Source organism: Paenibacillus amylolyticus (assembly GCF_003719335.1).
Lineage (GTDB): Bacteria > Bacillota > Bacilli > Paenibacillales > Paenibacillaceae > Paenibacillus > Paenibacillus amylolyticus_D.
On record NZ_RIAS01000005.1, the window covers coordinates 122,337 to 146,187 of the forward strand.

Annotated in this window: 23 protein-coding genes and 1 other RNA gene; 13 read left to right on the forward strand and 11 right to left on the reverse strand. The window is 45.2% G+C overall.

Going from position 1 to position 23,851, the window contains the following annotated elements:
- Window positions 1–46 precede the first annotated feature (46 nt).
- On the forward strand, window positions 47–244 hold the full coding sequence (locus EC604_RS11330; protein ID WP_056700251.1) for a cold shock domain-containing protein: 198 nt from the start codon (window positions 47–49) through the stop codon (window positions 242–244).
- A gap of 110 nt (window positions 245–354) precedes the next feature.
- Here EC604_RS11330 and EC604_RS11335 read toward each other — a convergent pair whose 3' ends face one another.
- Both EC604_RS11335 and EC604_RS11340 read right to left on the reverse strand, forming a co-directional pair.
- Window positions 355–1,527, reverse strand: a complete 1,173-nt coding sequence (locus tag EC604_RS11335; protein WP_123064285.1) for an MFS transporter — start codon at window positions 1,525–1,527, stop codon at window positions 355–357.
- 99 nt (window positions 1,528–1,626) lie between these two features.
- A complete protein-coding gene (locus EC604_RS11340) occupies window positions 1,627–2,967 on the reverse strand; it encodes a multi antimicrobial extrusion protein MatE (RefSeq protein WP_123064286.1) in 1,341 nt (446 codons plus the stop codon).
- A 180-nt stretch (window positions 2,968–3,147) separates the two neighbouring features.
- Between EC604_RS11340 and EC604_RS11345 the strand changes: the two genes are divergently transcribed.
- Window positions 3,148–4,227 (forward strand): tetraprenyl-beta-curcumene synthase family protein, encoded by a 1,080-nt coding sequence (locus EC604_RS11345; RefSeq protein ID WP_123064287.1) that lies wholly within the window; start codon window positions 3,148–3,150, stop codon window positions 4,225–4,227.
- A 53-nt stretch (window positions 4,228–4,280) separates the two neighbouring features.
- Window positions 4,281–5,252: a 6-phosphofructokinase gene (pfkA, locus tag EC604_RS11350; protein WP_123064288.1), complete on the forward strand. Its 972-nt coding sequence runs from the start codon at window positions 4,281–4,283 to the stop codon at window positions 5,250–5,252.
- Between the two features lie 114 nt (window positions 5,253–5,366).
- On the opposite strand, the gene EC604_RS11355 is transcribed toward pfkA, so the two are convergent.
- The 4 genes from EC604_RS11355 to EC604_RS11370 all read right to left on the reverse strand — a co-directional run bounded on the left by EC604_RS11355 (window position 5,367) and on the right by EC604_RS11370 (window position 9,526).
- Window positions 5,367–6,716 (reverse strand): MATE family efflux transporter, encoded by a 1,350-nt coding sequence (locus EC604_RS11355; RefSeq protein ID WP_123064512.1) that lies wholly within the window; start codon window positions 6,714–6,716, stop codon window positions 5,367–5,369.
- A gap of 270 nt (window positions 6,717–6,986) precedes the next feature.
- On the reverse strand, window positions 6,987–8,180 hold the full coding sequence (locus EC604_RS11360; RefSeq protein ID WP_123064289.1) for a putative glycoside hydrolase: 1,194 nt from the start codon (window positions 8,178–8,180) through the stop codon (window positions 6,987–6,989).
- 162 nt (window positions 8,181–8,342) lie between these two features.
- Window positions 8,343–8,531, reverse strand: coding sequence for a hypothetical protein (locus tag EC604_RS11365; protein ID WP_174812284.1), 189 nt, complete (start codon window positions 8,529–8,531; stop codon window positions 8,343–8,345).
- Window positions 8,532–8,704: 173 nt separating this feature from the next.
- Window positions 8,705–9,526, reverse strand: coding sequence for a YitT family protein (locus EC604_RS11370; protein WP_123064290.1), 822 nt, complete (start codon window positions 9,524–9,526; stop codon window positions 8,705–8,707).
- A gap of 304 nt (window positions 9,527–9,830) precedes the next feature.
- Between EC604_RS11370 and EC604_RS11375 the strand changes: the two genes are divergently transcribed.
- The 4 genes from EC604_RS11375 (at window position 9,831) to EC604_RS11390 (ending at window position 13,285) form a co-directional block, all read left to right on the forward strand.
- Window positions 9,831–11,414: a DEAD/DEAH box helicase gene (locus EC604_RS11375; RefSeq protein ID WP_123064291.1), complete on the forward strand. Its 1,584-nt coding sequence runs from the start codon at window positions 9,831–9,833 to the stop codon at window positions 11,412–11,414.
- 202 nt (window positions 11,415–11,616) lie between these two features.
- Entirely contained in the window at window positions 11,617–12,435 is an 819-nt protein-coding gene (locus EC604_RS11380; RefSeq protein ID WP_123064292.1) for a YesL family protein, read from the forward strand.
- 51 nt (window positions 12,436–12,486) lie between these two features.
- A non-coding RNA gene (gene ssrS / locus EC604_RS11385) (6S RNA) lies at window positions 12,487–12,677 on the forward strand.
- A gap of 215 nt (window positions 12,678–12,892) precedes the next feature.
- Window positions 12,893–13,285, forward strand: coding sequence for a DUF1499 domain-containing protein (locus tag EC604_RS11390; RefSeq protein ID WP_123064293.1), 393 nt, complete (start codon window positions 12,893–12,895; stop codon window positions 13,283–13,285).
- Between the two features lie 75 nt (window positions 13,286–13,360).
- Here the strand turns inward: EC604_RS11390 and tpx are convergent, their stop codons facing one another.
- A complete protein-coding gene (gene tpx, locus EC604_RS11395) occupies window positions 13,361–13,879 on the reverse strand; it encodes a thiol peroxidase (RefSeq protein WP_090924731.1) in 519 nt (172 codons plus the stop codon).
- Between the two features lie 148 nt (window positions 13,880–14,027).
- Here tpx and EC604_RS11400 point away from each other — a divergent pair, with 148 nt between their 5' ends.
- Together EC604_RS11400 and EC604_RS11405 are read left to right on the forward strand one after the other, a co-directional pair.
- On the forward strand, window positions 14,028–14,654 hold the full coding sequence (locus tag EC604_RS11400; RefSeq protein ID WP_123064294.1) for a rhomboid family intramembrane serine protease: 627 nt from the start codon (window positions 14,028–14,030) through the stop codon (window positions 14,652–14,654).
- Window positions 14,655–14,726: 72 nt separating this feature from the next.
- Window positions 14,727–15,641, forward strand: coding sequence for a LysR family transcriptional regulator (locus tag EC604_RS11405; protein WP_123064295.1), 915 nt, complete (start codon window positions 14,727–14,729; stop codon window positions 15,639–15,641).
- Window positions 15,642–15,693: 52 nt separating this feature from the next.
- Here EC604_RS11405 and EC604_RS11410 read toward each other — a convergent pair whose 3' ends face one another.
- Window positions 15,694–16,374, reverse strand: coding sequence for a zinc metallopeptidase (locus EC604_RS11410; RefSeq protein ID WP_123064296.1), 681 nt, complete (start codon window positions 16,372–16,374; stop codon window positions 15,694–15,696).
- A 26-nt stretch (window positions 16,375–16,400) separates the two neighbouring features.
- On the reverse strand, window positions 16,401–16,829 hold the full coding sequence (locus tag EC604_RS11415; RefSeq protein WP_123064513.1) for a MerR family transcriptional regulator: 429 nt from the start codon (window positions 16,827–16,829) through the stop codon (window positions 16,401–16,403).
- Window positions 16,830–17,182: 353 nt separating this feature from the next.
- On the opposite strand from EC604_RS11415, the gene EC604_RS11425 reads away from it, so the two are divergent.
- The 3 genes from EC604_RS11425 to EC604_RS11435 are packed head-to-tail and all read left to right on the forward strand — an operon-like array spanning window position 17,183 to window position 20,444.
- Window positions 17,183–18,583: an ammonium transporter gene (locus EC604_RS11425; protein WP_123064297.1), complete on the forward strand. Its 1,401-nt coding sequence runs from the start codon at window positions 17,183–17,185 to the stop codon at window positions 18,581–18,583.
- Window positions 18,584–18,624: 41 nt separating this feature from the next.
- On the forward strand, window positions 18,625–19,710 hold the full coding sequence (locus tag EC604_RS11430; RefSeq protein WP_429350596.1) for a DUF294 nucleotidyltransferase-like domain-containing protein: 1,086 nt from the start codon (window positions 18,625–18,627) through the stop codon (window positions 19,708–19,710).
- Complete coding sequence (locus EC604_RS11435; protein ID WP_123064299.1) at window positions 19,707–20,444, forward strand: exonuclease domain-containing protein; 738 nt, start codon at window positions 19,707–19,709, stop codon at window positions 20,442–20,444. Before EC604_RS11430 ends, EC604_RS11435 begins: the two co-directional genes overlap by 4 nt.
- Here the strand turns inward: EC604_RS11435 and EC604_RS11440 are convergent.
- Window positions 20,430–20,936 carry a Mov34/MPN/PAD-1 family protein gene (locus tag EC604_RS11440; protein WP_123064300.1) on the reverse strand — a complete coding sequence of 169 codons (507 nt, stop codon included), beginning with the start codon at window positions 20,934–20,936 and terminating at the stop codon, window positions 20,430–20,432. The two genes, EC604_RS11435 and EC604_RS11440, sit on opposite strands and share 15 nt — an antisense overlap.
- Window positions 20,937–21,103: 167 nt before the next feature.
- Here EC604_RS11440 and EC604_RS11445 point away from each other — a divergent pair, with 167 nt between their 5' ends.
- Window positions 21,104–21,655 (forward strand): TlpA disulfide reductase family protein, encoded by a 552-nt coding sequence (locus tag EC604_RS11445; protein WP_123064301.1) that lies wholly within the window; start codon window positions 21,104–21,106, stop codon window positions 21,653–21,655.
- A gap of 286 nt (window positions 21,656–21,941) precedes the next feature.
- Here EC604_RS11445 and cimA read toward each other — a convergent pair whose 3' ends face one another.
- Window positions 21,942–23,561 carry a citramalate synthase gene (gene cimA, locus EC604_RS11450; RefSeq protein ID WP_123064302.1) on the reverse strand — a complete coding sequence of 540 codons (1,620 nt, stop codon included), beginning with the start codon at window positions 23,559–23,561 and terminating at the stop codon, window positions 21,942–21,944.
- Window positions 23,562–23,851: the final 290 nt, after the last annotated feature.

The following is a 23,851-nucleotide window of genomic DNA, read 5'->3' on the forward strand; positions in this document are numbered from 1 at the left end:
TGAGGTTATTCGCCATAGATGGCGATATTTTTAGGAGGTTGTTCATTTGAAAGGTACAGTTAAATGGTTTAACGCAGAAAAAGGCTATGGCTTTATTTCAGTTGAAGGCGGCGAGGACGTATTCGTACATTTCTCCGCAATCCAAGGCGACGGCTTTAAAACATTGGAAGAAGGTCAAGCGGTAGAATTCGAAATCACTGATGGAAACCGTGGTCCTCAAGCAGCTAACGTAACTAAATTGTAAGATTTTTCCGTCATACACGGACTTCTTATAAATGATCGATTATAGCTGAACATCACAAACACAAGCACAGTCCCCATTTGGAGACTGTGCTTTTTTTGGTTTTGCAACGATCATGTGGAACGATGTGTTGTTGTGCGTAACAATTGAAAGCCGAAACCAATCAAGGCGGCCAAAGCAAAACTCATCGCAGTAAGATAGAACGTCTGACGTCCTGTAAGCTCTAATAACAAGCCACCCAAGGTGCCGCTTAGAAGTCCAGAAGCGCTAGACCACACAATCGTAAATAAAGCCATGCCCGTTGCTCGAAAATCATCGGGAACAAGTCGGGTTATATAACGAACCGCGGTGACATAAAAAATACCGAAAGTAACGCTGTGCATCGTTTGAATAAGAACAACGGCTGCCGGTGTATGCGAGACAGACATGAATAGTAAGCGAATGGTATACATCAAGGCCGCTAAGGTGAGAAGTGGGAGTTCCTTATATTTGTTACCATATTTGCTCAGTAGCAAAAATATCGGGATTTCACTCACGGAAGAGATGAGCAGGGACCAGCCGATCAATCCTTCGCTGGCACCCAAATCTTTGAGAGTGATCGTCAGAAAGGCTTCGTTCATCCGATGGCCCATAGCCAGCAGAAACACACAGCCGAAAAATGCAAGAACATCTCGTCGTTTCAGGATGGCCCACAACCCGGATAAATCCATTCTGCTACTGCCACCAGAAGGCTGGTCCCGTAATTGAAAGCTGATCAGTAATGTTACAGCTGCAAGGCTGATGCAGATCCACATCGTCCATTCGGAACCAAAAGAGCCAAGGACATAACCGATGCTAAGGGCGAAAAAGGCATATCCTATGGAACCGAACACTCGAATAGACGTGAAATTTCGACCATATTTATTGGCCGTTGTAATAGCCATCGTATCCGACAGTGGGTAGACCGGATAATAGAAAAAGTAAAATAGAGTTACAAGCACAAACACTTCGCCAAAACTTGATGCATTGGCAAGCAGGATTCCAGTAATTAACTGGCCACCAAGCAATAGGATCATAACTTTCCGTACGGTCTTGTATTTGTCACTCGCCATGCTCCAGAACATATTGGAGAAAACAGAGATGAGCGGTCCGATGCCATACAGGTAACCGATCTCGGCAGGACTGAAGCCAAGGTGGCTGAAGTAAAGCTGGAAGTACGATACTACCAGTGCGGTAGAACCAAAGATGGTGAACATCAGAGCCCGAAGCCAGTTCTGATCTGGCCGGGCCGTATGACTTAATTTCATGATGAGAGACTCCATTCTTAAATCTGATTCAGGTTATTCGTTAATTTCAATAACTCGATAATTTGTTTCATAAAACGCATAATAGTGTTTCGAAGTGGATCAGCCTTTCAAGGATGAAGAGCCGCGAGATGGCGGTATGGACATCGTTGGTTCTTTTTGCGTGCGCCGGATAACAAGCCATACAATAACAAGTTCTGCAAGCAAACCAAGGGATTGGGCGGCTGCTCCGATCATGCCATTCCATGCGGGGAACAAGCTGACCAAAATAAGCAATACTATTATCGTGCAAATGGCATTGGCGCTTTGTGAGCGAAACATCGTTTTGGTCTGTCCACGAAGTAGAATCAAACCATTGCTGAAATCCAAAAAAGGAGAGATCAGCGGGAAGAGCACAAACGCGCGAAGTGTCCAGAGACTTTGTTCCAGCAGCTGACCCTGAACACTCATAATGTTTTCAAATACCCATGGTCCCAGAGGCGTATACGCAATGGACACAGTCATCGCGAACGGAATAAAACCTGTAACAAGCGCGAACTTCTTAACGAGTTTAGCATCAATCAGATAGAAGTTAAGCACGATCTGATGGATATAGGTAAAAAAGCTTAACATGAGCTGCATCAGACTGCTTGCTACGGCAAACGAAGAGATAGCCAGCGCGATTCCGGTTGTTTTACCGAGCACAATGTTAATGACAGGACCTATAAACAGGGCTACAAAACTGGATAAAAGCAGTGGTTTGTAAAAACGATACACATCTCCCTTGCTCTCAACGGGATGATCCTCAAGCTTGGCAGGCATTTTTCGCATAATGTTTCTGCCTTCCAAGAAGCTAACCAGGGCTTCAATCATCATTCCCGCAGCAAAGATGATAGCGCCTACACGACCACTGTTGATGGAGTCTGTATAGATGAAGTACAGGGATAACCCATACATACCTGCTAACCTGAATACCATGCCGATCGTGAGCCATTTGGTTCGATTGTTTGTGATGATGATGCCTTGATAGATATTACGGATGACAGAAAAGATACTGACATACATCAGGATCTCGTACACATCGATCACTTTGCCTAGCAGATCGGGGCTGACGCCAAACAGATACTTGAATACACCGGTACCAATGGGTGAGTACACAATAAGAAATCCGATTAGTAGCACACAGGCCAGAAATATTTTGGTCACAAACGTAAGAGCCTGAAAAGAGAGGCGGTCACGCACCAGCGCGGAACAGGTTTGGCGCAGCAAAGTGGAGGGACGCTCCGTAAGGGTCAGCAAACTTCCCGCAATGGCATAACTTGCAATAACGGTCTCTGGATGAGCAGAGCGTGCAAGCGTGCTGTTAATGATGACGTGTGATATCGTGACTAAAGAGGCGGAGATGCCAAGAGGCACAAAAAAAGAAAATAACCGTCTCCACGAAAGTGGTTCACCTGACGACATGTCAACGACTCCTTTGATGGATAGAAATATGGATAGTATATCATAAAGCTTTGGAAGGGGATGCGATTTTTTACGCGGTTTATGCGGTAGATCATTTGTACAATTAAGGGGATCATATTATAATAGGAATGGTTAAAATCGCTCTAATACGTATTCAACCAAAGTGGAGGCACATTTATTTTGAGCCAATCAAATCGAAAACGTCATCAGTACCCGCGAGGACCGCTGGCATTGATGAGAGGGGTGTACAAATACACCATTCCGGAAACGCGTAAGGCATTGAATGGATGGCGTGCTCAGGCAGAGACAATTCCCAATGAGGAATTACGTACACAAGCACTTGCCAGTCTAAGGGATAAGCAATTTCACTGTGAAGGTGGAACGGTCTATGCTTTAGCGGATATGTCCAATAGACATATTCTCATTCCGCTAATCGTTTCGTATCAAACCATAAGTGATTATTTGGACAATCTGTGTGACCGCAGCACCTCGATGGACCCGGATGATTTTCGTTTGCTCCATCAATCTATGCTTGATGCGGTAGATCCCGAGGCAACACCTGTCAATTATTATGCGCTCCGTGAGGATCAGGATGACGGTGGATACCTACGGAATCTGGTGACGACATGCCAGGAGCTCACTCGTCAGCTACCGGGATATGCGTCAGCCAAGCCCCAAATACAGGATCTGGCAGGCCTATACACGGACCTGCAGGTATATAAGCACATCAAACCGGAACTGAGAGAAACGGCTTTGCTCGAATGGTGGTCGGAGCATCGCCACCGCACACCTCAGTTTCGCTGGAACGAATTTGCCGCTGCTACGGGCTCTACTCTGGGTGTATTTATGCTGTTTCTCGCTGCAAGTGACGATCAGCTGACCGAAGAGCAGGCGGTATCGATCCACACTGCCTATTTCCCGCACGTATGTGCATTACACATCATGCTCGATTATTTAATCGATCAGGATGAGGATCGTGCTGGAGGGGATCTCAACTTCTGCAATTATTATGAGAATGTAGAGATGATGCTGGATCGAATTGCTTTTATTGTGGAGATGGCTCGCAGCGATGTGCAGAAGATTCCGGGAACTTCTTTTCACCGGATGATTATTGAAGGACTGATAGCCATTTACCTGTCTGATCCCAAAGTCAGCGAACAGCATGAAGTTCGCGTCGTGTCCAAACGCTTGATGAAGAACAGTCCAATTACACGTGTGTTTTTCTTCATTTTCAGTCGGTGGATACGAAAGCATATGTAAGTCAGGTGTATTGTTGCGGAGCCTGAAGTGAAACTAGAGGAGGAAGAAACATCATGACAGCAGTAAAGAAAATCGCAGTGCTAACGAGCGGTGGCGATTCACAGGGGATGAACGCGGCTGTTCGTGCGGTTGTTCGCAGCGGACTATTTCACGGATTGGAAGTGTTCGGTATTCAGCGCGGATACCAAGGGCTTTTGAACAATGACATTTTCCCGATGGATTTGCGTAGCGTGGGGGATATTATCCAGCGTGGGGGAACGGTTCTGCAATCAGCGCGTTGTAAAGAGTTTTATACCGCTGAAGGCCAGCAAAAAGGAGCAGATATTTTGCGTGCACGCGGTATTGATGGTCTCATTGTAATCGGCGGGGACGGTTCATATCATGGCGCGAACAAACTGAGCAAGCTAGGTATTAACACGATGGGCTTGCCAGGGACGATTGATAATGACATCTCATTTACAGATTACACGATCGGATTTGATACATCCGTAAGCGTCGTAGTGGATGCGGTAAACAAATTGCGTGACACGATGTCTTCCCATGAACGTTCTTCAATCGTTGAGGTTATGGGCCGTCACTGCGGTGATATTGCGCTTCATGCAGGTCTTGCTTCCGGAGCGGAGACGATCCTGGTACCGGAAGTACCTTTTGATATGGACGAAGTAGCGGAGCGTATGAAAGCTAACTTTGCACATGGCAAGCGTCACAGTATCATTATTGTGGCTGAGGGTGTAGGTAAAGGCGAAGACGTAGCTAAGGAACTAATGGAACGCTGCCCGACGTATGAGCCGCGTGTTACCGTTCTTGGACACATCCAGCGCGGTGGTACGCCAACGCCGTTTGACCGCAACCTCGCTAGCCGTCTTGGTGATTTCGCCGTTCGTAGCTTGATTGCGGGCGAGACGGATAAAGGCTGCGGACTTGTCAAAGGTGAGCTGGTTCTGACCGATATTGATAAAGTGGTAAACACTAAAAAAGCATTTGATATGGAAACGTATGAGCTTGCACAACGCTTGTCTCAATAATTCCTTTCAACAAAAAAGAGCACACTCCGTATGATTCGGAGCTGTGCTCTTTTTTATTTGATATGCTCTCCTTCTTCTACATAAAGAAATTATGCGAGGAGGAACACTGTTTGCTTATGGGCGAAGGGAAGCTTGCTTTTGGACCCGGAACAGTCTCCACAACAGCGCAGTGGCTCCCACTGCGAGCCCGGCAATGAGACCAATCCAATATCCAAATGCGCCAAGTGAAGTATAAGTTGCTGTGAAATAACCAACGGGCAGACCGATAATCCAATACGCGACAAAGGTAATGATCAACGCAGGATTGACATCCTTGTATCCTCGCAATGCCCCTTGTGTAGGGGTAGCAATGGCATCTGAAATTTGGAAGAAAATCGCATAGATCAGAAAATGCTGCGTTAATGTAATTACTTCCTGTTCATTCGAGTAAATTCTCGCAATCGGCTCTCCGAACACCAGCAAAATAATCGCTGTAATCAAGGAAAGGCCAATAGCTCCCCCGATCCCGAGCAGACTGTACTGTTTGGCGTCTTTCAGCCGGCCTGCACCATTCTCAAAGCCAACCAGAATAGTGAGTGCCATACAGATGCTCACAGGTAACATATAGAGCGTGGAAGCAAAGTTCAGTGCTGCCTGATGGGCGGCTATAGTAACCGTATCGAATCGGCTCATCAGCAAGGTAACTGCAGCGAAGATAGACGTTTCAAAAAAAGTTGCAAACCCGATCGGGACCCCAATGACGAGGAGTTCCTTCCATTTGCTAAGCGAGATCGGTGACCATTGACGGAAAATAGAATACTGGGCGAATGGCTCCATACGATGCGCGAAAAACAGGCTGATCAGAAAAATAAGCCAATATGTACATGCTGTGGCCACACCAGCACCAACACCGCCTAATTGAGGAAAACCCCATCGACCAAAAATGAGCAGATAGTTCAGCAAAATATTAACGGGCAGCGAAACGAGTGTGATGAGCATGGTAATACGTGTCTGTCCAAGCGCATCCATAAAACTGCGTAACACCGTATATCCGAACAGGGGCATAATGCCAAAAGCAAGCGCACACAGAAAATAAAATGCTACATTTGCAACATGCGGCTCCAAAGGCATCGCGTTTAATATGGAACTTAGAAGCAACACGCCTGCCCCTAACACGATAAGGCCTACAGCAATGCCCAAGTAAAGAGCCTGAATGACGCTCCGTCCTATCTGATCATGCTGCCTAGAGCCGAGCAGGTGAGAAACAACAGGGGTTATTCCCATCAATATCCCGCTAAGTCCGGTTTGGACGGGCATCCATAAGCTTGTACCTATAGCGACACCTGCGAGGTCAGCTGGTGAAAACTTACCGGACATGTTGGTATCAAAAAACGACATGGCCGAAAGCGCGATCTGAGTGGTAAAGATGGGCAAAAATATGATCAGGAACTGTTTGATTTTTTGTGGAAAACTCGATGTGTTCATATTCACTGAAGAGGCCTCACGATCTATATAGTTATCATGCTGATGTCACATCAGACAGCTATTAATTGTAGAGGATTTTTACGAATTTGAATAGTGCAACAGGAGAAAGAGTCTTGAGCATGAACATAGTGCCTTATCAAGACCAGGATATTAAAATATAAAAAAACCTCGCTCCCGTTATAAACGGGATGAGGCTTGGAATTATGGAGTTTGTGATCTGATCTGCGGTTAGATGAACTCAAACGAAGAAGATTTTATAAGTGCACGATATTATTTGTATTGCACGCCAGGCGTGTAACGGTTAGATGCATTCCATAACAGATATTCATCCACATTCATTTCTTTCATCGCTTTAATCTGATCTTCGACCTGTTTCTTGCCGTATTTGATATAATGTCCCCTACCCAGCCAGCTTGCCGTAAAGTCTTGAATCCATGGACGAATGATTGGTTTAAGTTCTTTGGTAGGGTCCAGCTTCTTATGCGTATCCTTCATGGAACCTTTAATTGTCGTGTAGGGGTCTTTGTCAGGGTCTTTCACGCCATACCAGCCGGTAGAATAATGACTTGGATAGACCATAGGCGAGATGACATCCACATTTTCTGATATTTTTACAAAATCCTGACCAATGCCTTCGGCTGCCGGTACAGAGGCTGCATATCCAAAAATATCTACCGAAACTCGAACACCAAGAGGAGCGAGCTCTTTACGTGCATATTGCACAAATTCAGCGACAACGTCAACGCGTGATTGTTTGGTTTGTGTGTACTTCAATTTATCTGCACGTGTTTCAAATCCCTCGGGAAAGCGAACGTAGTCAAACTGAATTTCTTTGAAACCGAGCTTTGCCGCTTCTTTGGCGATTTCAATATTATATTCCCATACCTCTTTGCTGTAAGGGTTCACGAAACTGTCTCCTTTACCGTTGGCCCACACCGAGCCGTCCTTATTCCGAAAGGATAGTTCGGGATTCTTCTTCGCTAGAATGGTGTCTTTGAAAACAACGACCCGTGCGATAGGATACACCTTATGTTTCTCTAATCGTTTCATCAAGGCATTGATATCTTGAATAAAAGCCTTTGCTTCACCCATGTTGTTCACTGCTTTGTTTTTCGTGGGATACGTGATATATCCGAGATCATCCTTGATATCAATGACCATAGCATTAAGCTCTGTCTGATCGGTCAGTTCGAGCAATTGTGCCATTCTTGCACCACCAGCGCTGTACGCGGTGACATATATTCCTTTAACAACAGGAGCATCAGGTTGCGGGTCGACTTTGGCAGGGGGATTGTCGGCATCAACGACGACTTGTTCTTTTTGTGATTGGATAATGGCAGAGTTAAAACTGTTGCTTAACGAGGATAGTTGACTATTGTTGCTATGACCCAGATCCGGAGCTACCGACGACGTTCCTCCGAAACTTCCCAAGGCCATTGCGAACAAGGCCCATAGTATGTTCATCCTTTTCCACTCCCTTTATGTACATTCCATACTTGAATTATACAGCAAAGCCTCCGTGCTTTTAACCATATTAATCCTTTTATGAAACATGTGGGGAAAATGAAAACCGCTCCCTGACTGAGGAATACCTCGTCAAGAAGCGGCGTAAACGATCTGAAAAAATTATTGAATATACACATCATTCTGATGCTCACAAATACTGTACTGAATGATTTCCATTGCATCTCCCTGTTCCAGGATGCCCAGCCCATCCCGGAGAACAATCAGTGAGTCGAGTTCATTCGGTTTTAAGAAAGGGAGCATTTCCGGGCACCATTTGTTGACAATTTCAAACAGTTTTACCGTTTCCATATCCACAATAATCACCCTTTCCTACTCGAAATCCAAAATGGTAAGTCATTCGGCGCGAATCGGGAAAGCATATGGCTTTGTGAAAAGTAAAGGTCGGAACCTGCTTACAACATATTTAAGAGCGGTGCACCATTATTATACCACAAACTTGCAACTTGTTAACGGGCAGATAACTAACTGCGGCGGAATGAACCCATCACGCCTACGGTTTCCACGATGTTAACAAATGCTTTTGGATCGGTTTCTTTGATAATGCGTTTGATCTCAACCAGTTCGTAACGGGTAGTCACAGTCATTAACATATCCTTTTCAATGTCAGTATATGCCCCTTGCGTTTTAATTTTTGTAACACCACGTGGACGGGTCAATAGTTTTTTCAGCATCGCTTCGGTTTCATTGGTGATGATATAGAGCGTAACCTTGACGTGACTTATATGGATTAGATCCAGCACTTTACCTGTAACATAAATCGAAACCATGGAGGCAAGAGCGATATTCCAGTTGTTGTTCAGGTAACCCGCAAGCAAAATGATCGCTCCGTTCATACCCGCCATAACAGTACCAATCGGGAAATCACGATTTCTAGTGAAAATGGAACCGACAATATCCAGACCTCCAGTAGAGCCACCGACTCTAAAGGAGACCCCTGTACCGATTCCTACCAGCACACCGCCAAATACACAGCTGAGAAGTGGATCGGTCGCTACAGCAGAAACAGGCAGCAGTCCAATAAACCAGGAAGTGGCCGCTACCGATACAATGCTCAATATAATGAAACGTCGTCCAAGAATAAACCAACCTGCAACGAGCAGAGGGATGTTAAGAACAAAATACATTATACTAAGATTCAAATTGGTAAAATAACCTAAAAGCATTGAAATACCGGATACTCCACCGCTCAGAAGCTGATGGGGAACCAAAAACCAGTTGAAGCCGCAAGCAATTGCTGCAGCACCCAAAATGATCACCAAAGAGTGCCAAATTATTTTGGGCAATTTAATCACCTCATTTTTATTTAAAACCAGATTGCTGGTAATCTTGAATAGTTTTATGATATAATGATTTGTGGATATTCTTGAGTAGGAAACTTTTCCCAAATCGAAAGCTAAAATTTGAAATGTTTCAAACACATGATTGTAGTTTTAGTCTTATCTTGGGGACCCATTCATGGAATTATGTTCGTTCATGAAAATAATTCGTCCCGTTGGGATACCCTATAAATATTAACGCTACTTAAGAATACAGACAACAAAGTGGATTGTCCACCATGTCCACCATATAAAAGGAGTATGAATAATTTTGACAAATTTAAATTTCACAGATTTCAATCTTGAACCACTGGTGCTGCAAGCCATCACTGAGCTCGGGTTTGAAGAAGCAACACCGATTCAATCCAAATCAATTCCTTTTGCGCTTGAAGGCAGAGATTTGATCGGTCAAGCTCAAACAGGTACGGGTAAAACCGCAGCATTCGGTATTCCGTTGATTAGCAAAATCTCCAAAACGGATGATAAAATCCGCGCCCTCATTATGGCACCTACACGTGAACTTGCGATCCAAGTCGCTGAAGAGATCGAAAAACTTACTCGCTTCAAAGGTCTACGCTCCCTGCCAATCTACGGCGGACAAGATATCGTACGCCAGATTCGTGCATTGAAAAGAAAACCACAGATTATCATCGGTACACCAGGACGTCTCCTTGACCACATCAACCGCAAAACAATCAAACTTGATGATGTACAAACTGTTGTATTGGACGAAGCAGATGAAATGCTCGACATGGGTTTCATGGAGGATATTCAATCTATCCTGAAACAAGTTCCAGACGACCGTCAAACGATGCTGTTCTCTGCAACAATGCCTCCTAACATTCAAAAATTGGCTCAACAATTCTTGACTAATCCAGAACACGTTTCTGTTATTCCTAAACAAGTCAGCGCTCCGTTGATTGATCAAGCTTATATTGAAGTGCCTGAGCGTCAAAAATTCGAAGCGCTTAGCCGTTTGCTGGACATGGAATCCCCAGAACTGGCAATCGTGTTCGGACGTACAAAGCGTCGTGTTGACGAATTGGCTGAAGCTTTGCAAAAACGTGGATATTCCGCGGACGGTTTGCATGGTGACTTGTCTCAAAACCAACGTGATACGGTAATGCGTAAGTTCCGTGATGGCAGCATCGATGTACTCGTTGCAACAGACGTAGCAGCGCGTGGTCTCGATGTATCTGGCGTAACACACGTTGTGAACTTCGACCTTCCGCAAGATCCAGAAAGTTATGTTCACCGTATTGGCCGTACAGGTCGTGCGGGTAAAGAGGGTGCGGCATGGTCCTTTGTAACTCCGCGTGAGATTGATCACTTGCACTTCATCGAGCGTGTGACACGTCACCGTATTCCGCGTAAACCGTTGCCTACGATGGCAGAAGCGGTTGAAGGAAAACAACGTGTAACGGCTGAACGTCTCCTGGAGATTGTACAATCCGGTGAATTGAACGAATACAAGGGTATTGCCATTCAAATGCTGGAGCAATATGATTCCGTACAATTGTTGTCCGCAGCTTTGAAACTTCTGACAGGCGACAAAAAAGATGCTCAGGTTGATCTGACTCCTGAAGATCCAATTCGTGCTAAACGTCGTAGACCAGATGTTCGTTCTGGCGGACGCAAGCCATCAGGTTACAGCGGTAACCGTAGCAGTGGTGGCGGTGGCGGTGGTTACAACCGTGATCGCAACAGCAGTGGTGGTGGGCGTGGCGGTTATAATCGTGATCGCAACAGCAGTGGTGGAAGCGGAAGCAGAGAAGGCGGCTACAACCGTGATCGCAAACCGCGTCCAAGTAACAATGAAGGACGCCGTCCGGCTAGAGACAACTCTTTCGAATAAATGTAACATTTAATGAGGATGGAGCAGGAAGCTGCTCCATCTTTTTTTACTTTGTAAAAGTTAATTAACTTTCCATTTATTAGAACGATCAGGCTTGCCTGAGGTGATCTTCTTTCGGGAAGTGCTGGCTTTTCCTATATATAATAAGGTATATTAATATTAGAATTTAGGTTAGACGCAAGGTGTGGAGGAGGAGAAATGTTTGGAATTTAAAGGAGCTATGGGCGGGCTTTACCGACTGACAGAATGGATTACAAGACTGGCTGCAAGCAATCTCTTGTGGGCGATCTGTTCATCACCGTTCTTGTTTTTCATGATCATGAAACTGCTCGTCATGCAGCAAAATCTCGCGAACGAATCATTACAAATGAACTGGGCTATTGCCATTGTGGCACCGCTTACACTGTTTCCGGCGACCTCAGCTTTGTTCACGGTTGTTCGTAAATGGAATATGGGAGATACGGATGTGCCGATCTTCCGTACATTTTTTACAGGTTACAAGGAAAACTACAAACAAAGCTTAATCGGGGGTATTTTCTACACATTGCTGTTTGCGATCATGTATCTGGACTATACCGTTTATATGACGCAGTTCCGTAACATGCAACTGGTTGGCATTATTATGCTTGTGCTGTTGCTACTATTGTTTGTGTCTCTGTTTAACTTCTTCTCAATGGTTGTACATTACCATATGTCGATTGGTCTCATTATCAAAAATGCAGTTCTCTTAACGCTGATTCGACCTTTCCGTGTGTTCTCCACATTATTGGGGAGTGGGTTGCTGTTCTATATCGGATTGCGTTATCCGGTGCTGTTTATCTTTTTCATTATGAGCATCGTGGCCTGGTTTGCGTTCTTTAACTTCTATGCAACCTACAACAAAATGCAGGAGCAGATGCAAAAGATTCAATTGCAGAAAGAGGAAGAAGAGGCTGCAGCTTTGGCTGAAAAATCGGGAGAACAGGACGAAGCACAGAGTTCTGAATCTGCTGACAATAAAGACTTTACACAGCAAAAATAAAACATGTCTGTCTGGCATTTACTTTTTACACAGTTAGGGATATAATAAGTGTACATCCTGCGATGTACGTTTCGGTTATTCGTTGTTTTGAACCAATGATGATGTCTTCGGGAGATTAATACAAAATGTTGCTGAAAAGCCCTGTCTATACGACATGGGGACTTCAAATGCATTTTTGCAGTCACCCACCTGCCAAGCAGGTTCATAAGACAATGTAGCCGGACGGCATAGGCGGGTTTCTAATTTTACTATGTACAGCACCCTGACTTTTCCTTTTCATAGAGGAAGCCAGGGTGTTTTTATGTTGATTTTTGGGTGGAACTGATGAATGCTTTAATTCGGGTTATTGTTGATCCTAGTATTTTTGTTAAATATGAGGCTTACCCTTTTGTTACTACTTGAACAATGTTACACTAGAATACATAATGGAACGGTTACACTCAAAGGAGGAAGGGTCTTGACCTTAAAGAGAACGCTCGTCGGTATCATCCGAAGTATGGAGGGGACCAGCGATCGAGCCAAGGATCCCAAATTAAAAACGCGCTATTACAATTTATCCAAAGAAAAAGCCTGGGAAGAGGTGTCTTCTACACTTAAAAAAATTCCGGGGTATAAAGTACTTCATGAAGTGCACTCGGTAGGCGAGATTATACTGGAGAAACGCACAACGTTTGGGCGTACGATGGATATTACAGTTTCCATTATTTCGGTAAGCCCTGTGCGAAGCGCAGTGGATATGTATTCTGCTTCCCGCGGTTCACTGGGAGATCTCGGTTCCAACTATCGTACGATTATGCACTTGTTCTCCGTACTTGATAAAAAACTTAGCAAGTATAAGGTGAATGAGTGAAATAAATGATGAAATAATAAAAAGCGAGAGAAGGATGACCTTCCTCGCTTTTATTCTGCAATTATGAAACTTGTTTTACAGCAAAGCTTTAACTGCAGCAATGGCTTGCTCGAAGTTAGGGGAGTCTGTCATTTCAGGCAGGTACTCCACATATGTAATTTTGTCTTCGGCATCCAGAACAAAGATAGAGCGCATATCAAGTTGGAATTCTTTGATCAGAACACCATAGTTTTCGCCGAAAGAGCGTGTTTTGTAGTCAGAAAGGGTAACCACGCGGTCTACACCAGCCGCACCGCACCAACGTTCCTGAGCGAATGGGAGGTCTACGCTGACGGTCAGAACTACAACGTTCTCACCCAGTTCAGCTGCCTCAACATTGAAGCGGCGAGTCTGCGCATCACATACGCCAGTGTCCAGAGAAGGAACAACGCTGATTAATTTAATCTTGCCTGCGAAGTCTTTCAGAGATGCATCTTCAATCAAGTTTTTGCTCACAGTGAAGTCAGGTGCTTGATCGCCCACTTTCAATTCAGGTCCGATCAATGTGATAGGGTTGCCTTTAAATGTGGCTGCGCCTTTACGTTCTTGTGTCATAAATAATGTTCCTCCTTATAAATTGGTGATCCGTGCCAAAATCCATTATAATCTTTTATGAAAGACATTGTCCAATCTGGGCATGTATCATTGTGATGGATTCAAGAGAAGGTCTGATATTAACAGGGTGGAGTGAAAGTGAAAATCTATGATATTTATCCGTTATGAAAATTGGAAAGATTATTTGAAATACTTCCCTTTGACGTCAATTCTTTTAATTGCGAATGTCGCTATGTTTATTGTGTTAACGCTTAATGGAGGGTCAACGAACAGTATGGTGCTGCTTAAATTTGGGGCACTGACGAATTATGAATTGTTTGCCCAGGATTGGTGGCGTTATGTGACTTCCATGTTTTTGCATGCAGGGTTCGGGCACCTTTTGTTTAACAGTTTTGCATTAATCGTATTTGCTCCGCCGATGGAACGTTTGCTTGGATCGTTGAGATACGGTGTCTTGTATCTTGGAGGAGGAATAGTAGGTAATATTCTTGCTGTTGCCTGGTACAATTCAGTTGGCGATATTACGATTTCGGTAGGGGCGTCTGGTGCAATTTATGCTGTTTATGGGGCATTTCTCTACGTGGCACTGTTCCAGCGAACCATAATGGATGAGACATCCCGCAAGACTTTGTATACGTTGTTACTGTTCGGGATTATTTTCTCCTTTGCAGTTTCAAACGTGAACTGGATGGCGCATTTAGGTGGTTTGCTCGGAGGATTCTTTATTTATGGTTTGATTATTCGTTTATGGAAACCTCGGATTTTCAGGAAATAGTTAGAACGTTCTCAAGATGGACTGTACGGTGAACGATATAGTAGGGTATAACAGATTGGAGCGATCAGGCAAGTGGAATTAAGACAGTTGCATTATTTTCTAAAAGTGGCTCAAAAGGAACATGTTACACAAGCGGCGGAAGAGTTGCACGTGGCACAGTCTGCGGTCAGCAGGCAGATTCATCAGCTTGAAGAGGAGCTTGGTGTAGATCTTTTTATGCAAAAAGGGCGGAATCTGCAGTTGACCGCGGTAGGACAGCTTTTTTGCAAACGGGTCGAAGGTATCTTGAAGGATCTCGACAAAGCTGTTGGTGAAGTGCATGAGTTTCTTGACCCAGAGCATGGGGAGATTCGGATCGGCTTCCCCCATAGTCTGGGGATTCATCTCATTCCTTCTGTAGTGGCGGCTTTTCGTCAGAAGTATCCGAATGTGAAATTCAGATTCAAGCAGGGGATGTACCCGACATTGATTCGGGATGTGTTGTCGGCGGAAGTCGATCTTGCTTTTATTTCACCATTTCCAGAAAAGCATGATCAGGTTGCTGGTGATATTGTGCTGACTGAGGAATTACATGCCATTTTACCGCCAAATCATCCGCTTGCGGGAGAAGAGACTATTGCACTGGAACAACTGAAAGATGAAAAGTTTGTCTTGTTTAGCAAAGGATACTCTTTGCGGCCAATCGTATGGCACGCCTGTCTGGAAGCCGGATTCACGCCGAAAATTGCCTTTGAAGGTGAGGAAACGGATACGATCCGTGGTTTGGTAGCGGCGGGTATGGGAGTCAGTCTGTTGCCGGAAATGGCATTATTCCAGACCAACCCCCTGCAGCCTGCGCATGTAGCGATCTCCCAGCCGAAAGTAACCAGAACGATTGGATTGATTCACCGTGCAGATGATAAGCTGCCGCTCGTTGCTCAGTCGTTTCGCTCGTTCTTGCTTCATTATTTTGGTTTACAACAACAAAACAATACCCCATCCGAATAACGGTGGGGTATTGTTTTTGTTTATTCAACTTTTCATGTAGGAGCTGAAACAATTAGTCCCGGCTGTTAAAGATCCCGATGTAACGAATCAGTTCAAGCAGAGAGATCAATGCAGCGGCAACATAAGTCAAAGCTGCGGCGTTTAACACTTTGGCTACGCCTTTTTCTTCTTCGTTACGGATATAACCTTCAGATACCATAATTTCACGTGCTCGATTGCTGGCATTGAATTCGACCGGCAATGTGATCAACTGAAATGCAACAGTAACAGAGAAGAAGATAATACCGATTCCGACCAGATTCATCGCGTTAAAGATAAAACCTGCAATCAACAGGAACGGTGCGAGTCCGGAAGCGAAGTTTACAATCGGAAAAATCCGGTGACGCAATGCGAGCATAGGGTAACTTTCCTTGTGTTGAATGGCATGACCTACTTCGTGACAGGCAACGGATAGTGCCGAGATGGACTTTTCGTAGTACACAGGTTCTGACAAACGTACAACCCGATTGATCGGATCGTAGTGGTCAGAGAGTGAGCCGCGAACCGGTTCAATCGGTACATCGTGCAGGCCGTTGGCGTCGAGCATATGACGGGCTGCGTCGTAACCGGTCATTCCGTTCTGGTTGGGTACTTCTGACCAACGTCTAAAGGTGCCTTTAACGCGAAATTGCGCCCATAACGAGAGCAAAAAGGCGATGATAATCAATACGAACATACCGTTATTAAAACTCATATCCATTCCTCCGCTTTCATAATAAGCTACATCATGGTGTTTTCAAGCAAGATTTTTAATGCCTCCATTGTACCGGCGCTTTTGGTGAGGAGTCCTGCCATCATCTTGCGTGCTTGTACAGGTTTCATCTCTCCAAGCAATGGTTTGAGTTCATTGACCTCTCGCTCAAGTTGCTGCACATGAAGTTCAAGTGTTGTCAGTTTGCTGGCTACTTGTTCTTCTGTACTGACCAGACGCCACTTTTCAAGAGATTGTTTAATCTCTTCGAGACTATACTTCTCTTGTTTCATCTGTACAATACGTTCAAGTCTGGTTAAGGTTTCATGACTATAAAGACGATAATTTTTTTGGGTGCGTTCTTCGGGAGAGATCAACCCGAGCTTTGTGTAATAGTCAATTGTCCGTTCGCTTACACCAGCCGTTTTGGCGAGTTCGCCAATCCGAAAAAGTTTCATATCCCCAATGATATTCACCTCGCTTGCAAGTTCAAATGTAGGGAAATGTGGTTTCCTCAAGCGCTTCAGATAGAACGCGCCTAATTTTTCTTACTAATAAGTATGATACATGATCATGAACCATACAGTCAAACGTTATGCTTTGATTGATAGCTTGCTTCATTTCTATATCTATGTACTCAAAGCGTATGAATATGTACTTAAGTGCAAGAAAAAGACGTAAGACTTTATTCCCATAAAATATTTTTGAAAATGATGAAAATACTCTTGTCAACTTTCCTTACTTCTGCTTATAATGACATTAAGAGTTTCACGATATGTTAATAAACATAACATAAGAGGGAGTGGGGTACATGAGAAAGAAATGGTTGGTTTCAATGTTAGCAATGCTTACTTTACTGGCTTTTCCAATGAGTGCATTTGCAGCAGCAGCGGAGGGCCCAAGTAATATTGAACTTCAAAGTGGTCTGAACTCGGCCTTTACGTTTCTGGCTGTAGTGCTGGTGTTCTTTATGCAAGGGGGATTTGCACTCCTTGAAGCGGGTTCGACACGAATGAAAAATGCAGGACACATTGCGGGTAAGACAATCCTGACATTGGGCATTTCAGTTATTGCATTCTGGGGACTTGGTTTTGGTCTCGGGTTTGGTAACGGTAACGGATTCTTTGGAACAACCGGTTTCTTCATGAGTGGAGACAACATGGCAGCTTCCTTTGAATCACTTGCTTTCTCCGATGTTCCACTAACGATTAAATTTGTATTCCACCTTGCATTTGCTGCTGTATCTCTGGCTATTGCCTGCGGTGGTATGGCAGAACGTGCAAAGATGAGTGTATATATCGTGTTTGGTACACTGTATACCATTATTATGTATCCAGTTGTTGCTCACTGGGTATGGGGCGGAGGCTGGCTCGCAGAGCTGGGCATGCAAGACTTCGCGGGTTCAACAGTAGTTCACCTGACGGGTGCAACAGCAGCATTGGTGGCTACCATCTTGCTGAAACCTCGTATCGGTAAATACAACAAAGACGGTAAACCTAACATCATTCCAGGTCACAACCAAGTATATTCCGTACTCGGGGTCATTATCCTCTGGATCGGTTGGTTCGGTTTCAACCCAGGTAGTACGTTGTCTGCAATGGGTGAAGGATTCTTCGGGTATGTGGCATTGACTACAAACGTAGCTGCTGCTGCTGGTGGAGTTGCCGCACTGTTGATCTCATGGGCAGTTCTTGGTAAATCAGATATCCCTAGTATGTTGAACGGTGTACTAGCAGCACTCGTAGCAATTACTGGAGCTTGTGCTTTCGTTGAACCTTGGGCAGCTCTGGTCATTGGTGCAATCGCAGGTATCATTACATTCTTCACGGCTCAATATTTTGATCGCAAAGGTATTGATGATCCAATCTATGCGTTCTCAGTACACGGTATTGCTGGTATGTGGGGAGCTATCTCCACGGGTTTGTTCGCAACACCAGAACTTGCTGAAAAGGTAGGCGTTGGCCAAGCGGGTCTGTTCTATGGAGGTGGATTCCACCAACTGGGTGTGCAGTTGCTAGGTCTTGCCGGTGCATTTGCCTTTGTACTTGTTATGTCCTTCATCATTCTCGGCGGTATGAAAGCTGTAATGGGTATCCGTGTTACGGAAGAAGAAGAGACAATGGGGCTTGATCTTAGTGAACACGGGACGTATGGATATCCTGAACAAATGAAACATGCAGAATCCAAATCAGGTGGTACGTTCAGCTCCTGAGGTAAATCCAGATTGAAATTGCTTCAAGGAGGCCGGATATGATGGAACCTATCTCAATAACAAACCCTTCCTGGTCTTATCAAGGGATCGATGGTGCAACTTCTGCATATGAACTGCGCCAGGCACGTGTTATTTTACAGAGAGAACTCCAGAAATCAATGTCCGCTTCCTTGTCGCTGGTTGAATGGTACGAGACGGTAAATGAACTGCATGACCGCATTGCACGGAAAGCAGTAGAGTTATGCATTCAGGGGATGGTAGAGGAGGGCTTCGGCCAACCTCCCGTCCCCTATGCCTTTATCGTATTTGGAAGCTCCGGCAGGGAAGAAGCGACATTATGGAGTGATCAGGATAATGGCATGATTATCAGCGATGCTCCGCATGCAACAAAAGAAGAATATTTCAAGGAACTGGGAAAACGTATTGCGGATCTATTGGAAGGTCTGGGTTATGCCAAATGCGAGGGTAAGGTGATGTGCTCGGAATCGCTCTGGCGAAAAACACTGGCGGATTGGAATAAGCAATTGTTCGAATGGAGTTCCGACTTAAACTGGGAGCCGGTGCGTAACCTGATCATCGCTTCCGATATGCGTTTTATTGCAGGGGAAGCTAGTCTGGCAGACGCTTGGCTCGCGAGCTTTTATGAACAGTTTCGCCGAGTTCCAGAGCTCTCTGATGCGGTGCTGCGTAATACGGTGAAACATAAGGCGACATTAAATATACTGGGTCGCGTCGTTACAGAGCGATTTGGTGAACATGCAGGCGGCTTTGATGTCAAATATGGCGTATATATTCCGCTGGTTAACAGTGCCAGATTTCTGGCTTTGCAGCATGGAATTCAGGAATCATCCACGTTAAAACGAATGGAGAGATTGAATTCGCTTGAGGCCATTCCTTTTCAGTTAACGGACACATGCCAGCGTGCGTTTAGGTCTGCTTTGAAGCTGCGTCGAAATACACCAGTTGTTATACGTGAGGATTTGCAGCAGAGCAGTGGTTTTTTGGATGAGAAACAGATGAAGCAGAAGCAAGTTCATTATGAACTGAGGGAGACACTGGGACTGGTTAAGCGAGTGCATCGTGCTTTGCAAAGACAGTTGCGTTTTGCAGAAAGGAGACGTCCATGAGAGAGCCGGCAAGGGGCAGTACAGGGTTTTGGAATTCGCTGCGTCAGGGAGGGGTTCCTTCCGCGATCGCTTCCATTATGGGAGCCCCTACGGCGCAACATATGGCGTTTATCCGTTCCATAATGAGGGAGCAACGCAGACCAGAAGTGTTGCATACACCTCTGGGGGAATTGGATGCTGTTGTGTTTGATCTGGAAACGACGGGTTTTTCCCCTCAACATGGAGATGAGATTTTATCCTTTGGTGCAGTGCGTCTTCGAGGTGGTGTTGTACTGGAAGAGGAACAGTTCTATACACTGGTTCAGTCAAAAACAGCGGTGCCGAAGCATATTACTGAACTCACCGGGATTACGCAACAGATGACCGAAAAGGCACCTACACTGCTTCAAGGATTGCATGATTTCATGTCCTTTGTGGGTGGGAATGTACTGGTGGCTCATGCGAGCGCGCATGACCGGGCTTTTCTCAATGCAGCGTTGTGGCGAACCTCCAAAGTTAGGCTGACCCATCGTTTAATTGATACGATGATGCTTGCTCGCTGGCTTGAACCGACGAGGACAGGATACGGGCTCGATGAATTGCTTGAAGCCAGGGGCATTCCGATCTATGGGCGGCACCATGCGCTTGAAGATGCTAAAATGACGGCGCAATTATGGTCTTGTTATCTTGAGGATATGCAACGCAAAAATATAGAGACCTTGGGTGACCTGTACACCCAATTAAGTCATGCGTAACGTTAATGGTATTAAGCTGTAGGGATGTAGCGGAAACGATGCCCCACTAGGTTCTTGTTCCTCATTCGATATAATCTGATAAGCGTTCAGGAGCATGGGTGATTCGAAGTCTTCTGGAGCTGAAACCGAAAGATCGGGTGCACCAATCAGATAGGTGTGTATCAATCCCGCAAAGTTCGGGAGGGCTTGAAGGTCCTCTTGCGAAGGAATGGGCAATGAACACGGGTGGGTGTGGAATACGCCAACGATCGTAACGTCGGAGAAAAGACATTGAATCCATTCCGATTGATCCAGCGAGAAGTGATGCAGCGGGTCAGGCGCTACGTTACGAATGGGCTGAAACCGACTGATTCGTATGCCGCCCGCTGCGGATTCACCCAGCACAACCCCGCAGGCTTCTTGCGGCAGTGAAAGATGCATGTGCCTGGACATTTCACGTTCCACCGAGCGAGGAAGGGTTAAGGTATTTTGCTGCCCGTGAAGTGCTGCCATTTGTATTCACCCCTCTCTCTTTTGGCTCCTGCTTGATGCAGGAGTCCTTTTTTATTTTATTTTGTTCAGTGCGGATTGTAAAATTTTAAGGGAAAAGGGTACAATATGAGAAAGGATTGATGTAATTCCATTGGATACACATTGAATGAACAAGAGGGTGACGAGTGATGAAACGTAACATATACATACTGCTTGGAGCTGTCCTGCTTGTTGGTATAGCCCTTGCTCAGAATACGGATAGTGGTATTGCCGCTGTTTTTAAACAGGAACAGCCTATGCCAACGGAGACGGGGCCGAAGGCAGGGTTGCTGGCACCGCCGTTTTCGCTGACTGGACTTGATGGCAAGACGTATAGCGTAGGCGGGGCGAAAGAGAAAGCAACCTTTGTCAGTTTCTGGGCGTCATGGTGTGACCCTTGTAAACAAGAAGCACCTGAACTGAACCATCTGGCTGAAAAATACCAAGATAAGCTGGATCTTTACGGTGTGAATGTTACTTCATACGATAAATTGAAGGATGCCAAAGCATTTGTGGACGAGTACAAGTTAAAATTCCCGATTCCTTTGGACGAAAAAGGAACCGTCTATGCCCAGTATAACGGCGTTGCATTTCCAACGAATGTTCTTATTGACTCCCGGGGAGTAATCCAAGAGATTGTTCTTGGTATTTTGCCGGAAAAAGAACTGGAGAAAAAAATTAAAAAGCTGATTTCAAACTAGGGCGTGTCTGAAAACGCTGAAGAAAGCAGATTTTGCCGAATTTTCGTTCCAAGCCAGGAAGTTTCCCGCAGGCGTGCCGGGGCACGTCAAGGGGAAGTGACGTAGCAGGGGGCGGGGGTGAAAGATGCACTTCAGTAGGTTTCAAGACACGCCCTAAAGAAAAGATTTTTTGTTTATCGTATTGCATTGAAAAAGCTTCTGCCACCATCGTTAATGGTTGCAGAAGCTTTGTTTATTTTCCGGGAAATATGAAGTCGGATTGTGTTTTAGTGGTTGATTTAGATTTTTAGTGATTGATTAGACCTGGCGTTGGAATCGAAAGGGATTCCGGTTCATCCAAGATGTTTTCCTGGAGTAGAGCATACCGGAAGCTGTGTACAAGGGCTTCCCAGCTGGCTTCGATGACGTTCTCGGACACACCGACCGTGTTCCACGTGTTCTCTGTATTTTTGGATTCGATCAATACACGAACCTTTGCAGCGGTCGCATCCTTTTCATCCAGTACACGAACTTTGTAGTCCGACAGGTGCATATGAGCAAGAGAAGGGAAGTACTGCACAAGTGCTTTCCGAAGTGCATTATCCAGTGCATTCACTGGGCCGTTTCCTTCTGCTGCGGTATAGACACTTGTTCCGGCAACATTCAGTTTGACAAAAGCTTCAGATACAACGGATTTACCAGCCGTTTTCTCCACTAGCATTTTGAACGATTCAAAGGTGAACAGTTCTTTCATATCTCCGTTCGCTTCACGAATCAACAATTCCAGTGATGCATCCGCGCCTTCGAATTGATAACCTTGATGCTCCAAGTCTTTGATTTTTTCAATGATTTGACGGGAGTTCGCACTGCTTGGATCAAACTCCAACCCCATTTCCTGTGCTTTGGACACGATGTTGCTCTGTCCAGCCAGTTCGGAGACCAGCACACGTTGCTTGTTGCCGACCAGTTCAGGAACGATATGCTCATAAGTCCGGGAATCCCGCAAGATGGCGGATACATGGATTCCGCCTTTATGAGCGAATGCAGCATTACCCACATAAGGTTGGTTAATAGGCATATTCACATTCGCAATCTCGCTGATATAACGGGCAACATTCGTGAGTTGTTTCATGGAATCCTCAGAGACACATTCGTAACCCAGTTTCAGCTGCAAGTTCGGGATAATGGAAGCGAGGTTAGCGTTACCGCAGCGCTCCCCATAACCGTTCATTGTACCTTGCACCTGACGAGCCCCGGCTTGTACAGCACTAAGCGTGTTTGCAACCGCTAGCTCACAGTCATTATGGGTGTGAATGCCAAGATGTGCTTGAGGCAACGTCCGGTGCAGGGTGGATACGATCTCGTGAACTTCGTGCGGCATCGTTCCTCCGTTGGTATCACACATGACGAGCCAGTCCGCCCCAGCTTCGTGGGCTTTGGTCATGACAGCTTGTGCATACTCTGGGTTGTGTTTGAATCCATCAAAGAAATGCTCGGCATCAAAGATTACTTCCAGGCCATTTTGTTTCAAATATGCGATGGAATCATAGATCATGGACAGATTTTCTTCAAGCGTGGTCTGCAAGGCGGTATGTACATGGAAGTCCCATGATTTTCCGACCAGCGTTGCTGCCTGTGCCCCGGATTCAATCATACGTTTCAAATTGGCGTCTTCGCTGGCGATGCTGCCTTTGCGGCGAGTGCTTCCGAATGCAACAACCTTAGCGTTCAGCTTCAATTCCTTGACTCTTTTGAAAAACTCAATGTCTTTGGTATTGCTACCGGGAATTCCGCCTTCAATATAGTGAGCACCCAGGTCATCCAGCTTTTTGGCAATCTTGAGTTTGTCATCTGCCGATAAGCTGACACCCTCTCCTTGTGTGCCGTCGCGTAAAGTCGTATCGAAGATGGAAATGGCCTTTGACATGAAGATCCTCCTTTAAGGTAAAGCGCTTTTTTATAAGTTTTGATGGTGTGGCTGAAAAACAGGCAAGAACGTTATTGGATAATTCCTTCGATGTAGCAACGCTACACTGTGTTAAACTAGTTTGATGGATTTGTCCCAAACTCGTGAATTTGTATAATTAATTATTATAGCATCATTATAGCCAAATGCTACATAGAATTCGCAGGTTAACGTAAACAATTGCGATTTAATGTGAAAAAGGGTCCGGGATATCGAAAGGCTACCTATGTTATAATTTTAACAACGAAAAT

Excerpts from the sequence above, each read along its gene's own strand:
- EC604_RS11445 (WP_123064301.1), top strand. The coding sequence starts at position 21,104 with ATGAAACGTAACATATACATACTGCTTGGAGCTGTCCTGCTTGTTGGT.
- EC604_RS11425 (WP_123064297.1), top strand. The coding sequence starts at position 17,183 with ATGAGAAAGAAATGGTTGGTTTCAATGTTAGCAATGCTTACTTTACTG.
- tpx (WP_090924731.1), bottom strand. The coding sequence starts at position 13,879 with ATGACACAAGAACGTAAAGGCGCAGCCACATTTAAAGGCAACCCTATC.
- EC604_RS11440 (WP_123064300.1), bottom strand. The coding sequence starts at position 20,936 with ATGGCAGCACTTCACGGGCAGCAAAATACCTTAACCCTTCCTCGCTCG.
- EC604_RS11400 (WP_123064294.1), top strand. The coding sequence starts at position 14,028 with ATGATATTTATCCGTTATGAAAATTGGAAAGATTATTTGAAATACTTC.
- pfkA (WP_123064288.1), top strand. The coding sequence starts at position 4,281 with ATGACAGCAGTAAAGAAAATCGCAGTGCTAACGAGCGGTGGCGATTCA.
- cimA (WP_123064302.1), bottom strand. The coding sequence starts at position 23,561 with ATGTCAAAGGCCATTTCCATCTTCGATACGACTTTACGCGACGGCACA.
- EC604_RS11435 (WP_123064299.1), top strand. The coding sequence starts at position 19,707 with ATGAGAGAGCCGGCAAGGGGCAGTACAGGGTTTTGGAATTCGCTGCGT.
- EC604_RS11355 (WP_123064512.1), bottom strand. The coding sequence starts at position 6,716 with ATGAACACATCGAGTTTTCCACAAAAAATCAAACAGTTCCTGATCATA.
- EC604_RS11340 (WP_123064286.1), bottom strand. The coding sequence starts at position 2,967 with ATGTCGTCAGGTGAACCACTTTCGTGGAGACGGTTATTTTCTTTTTTT.
- EC604_RS11365 (WP_174812284.1), bottom strand. The coding sequence starts at position 8,531 with ATGGAAACGGTAAAACTGTTTGAAATTGTCAACAAATGGTGCCCGGAA.
- EC604_RS11415 (WP_123064513.1), bottom strand. The coding sequence starts at position 16,829 with ATGAAACTTTTTCGGATTGGCGAACTCGCCAAAACGGCTGGTGTAAGC.
- EC604_RS11360 (WP_123064289.1), bottom strand. The coding sequence starts at position 8,180 with ATGAACATACTATGGGCCTTGTTCGCAATGGCCTTGGGAAGTTTCGGA.
- EC604_RS11335 (WP_123064285.1), bottom strand. The coding sequence starts at position 1,527 with ATGAAATTAAGTCATACGGCCCGGCCAGATCAGAACTGGCTTCGGGCT.
- EC604_RS11410 (WP_123064296.1), bottom strand. The coding sequence starts at position 16,374 with ATGAGTTTTAATAACGGTATGTTCGTATTGATTATCATCGCCTTTTTG.
- EC604_RS11430 (WP_429350596.1), top strand. The coding sequence starts at position 18,625 with ATGGAACCTATCTCAATAACAAACCCTTCCTGGTCTTATCAAGGGATC.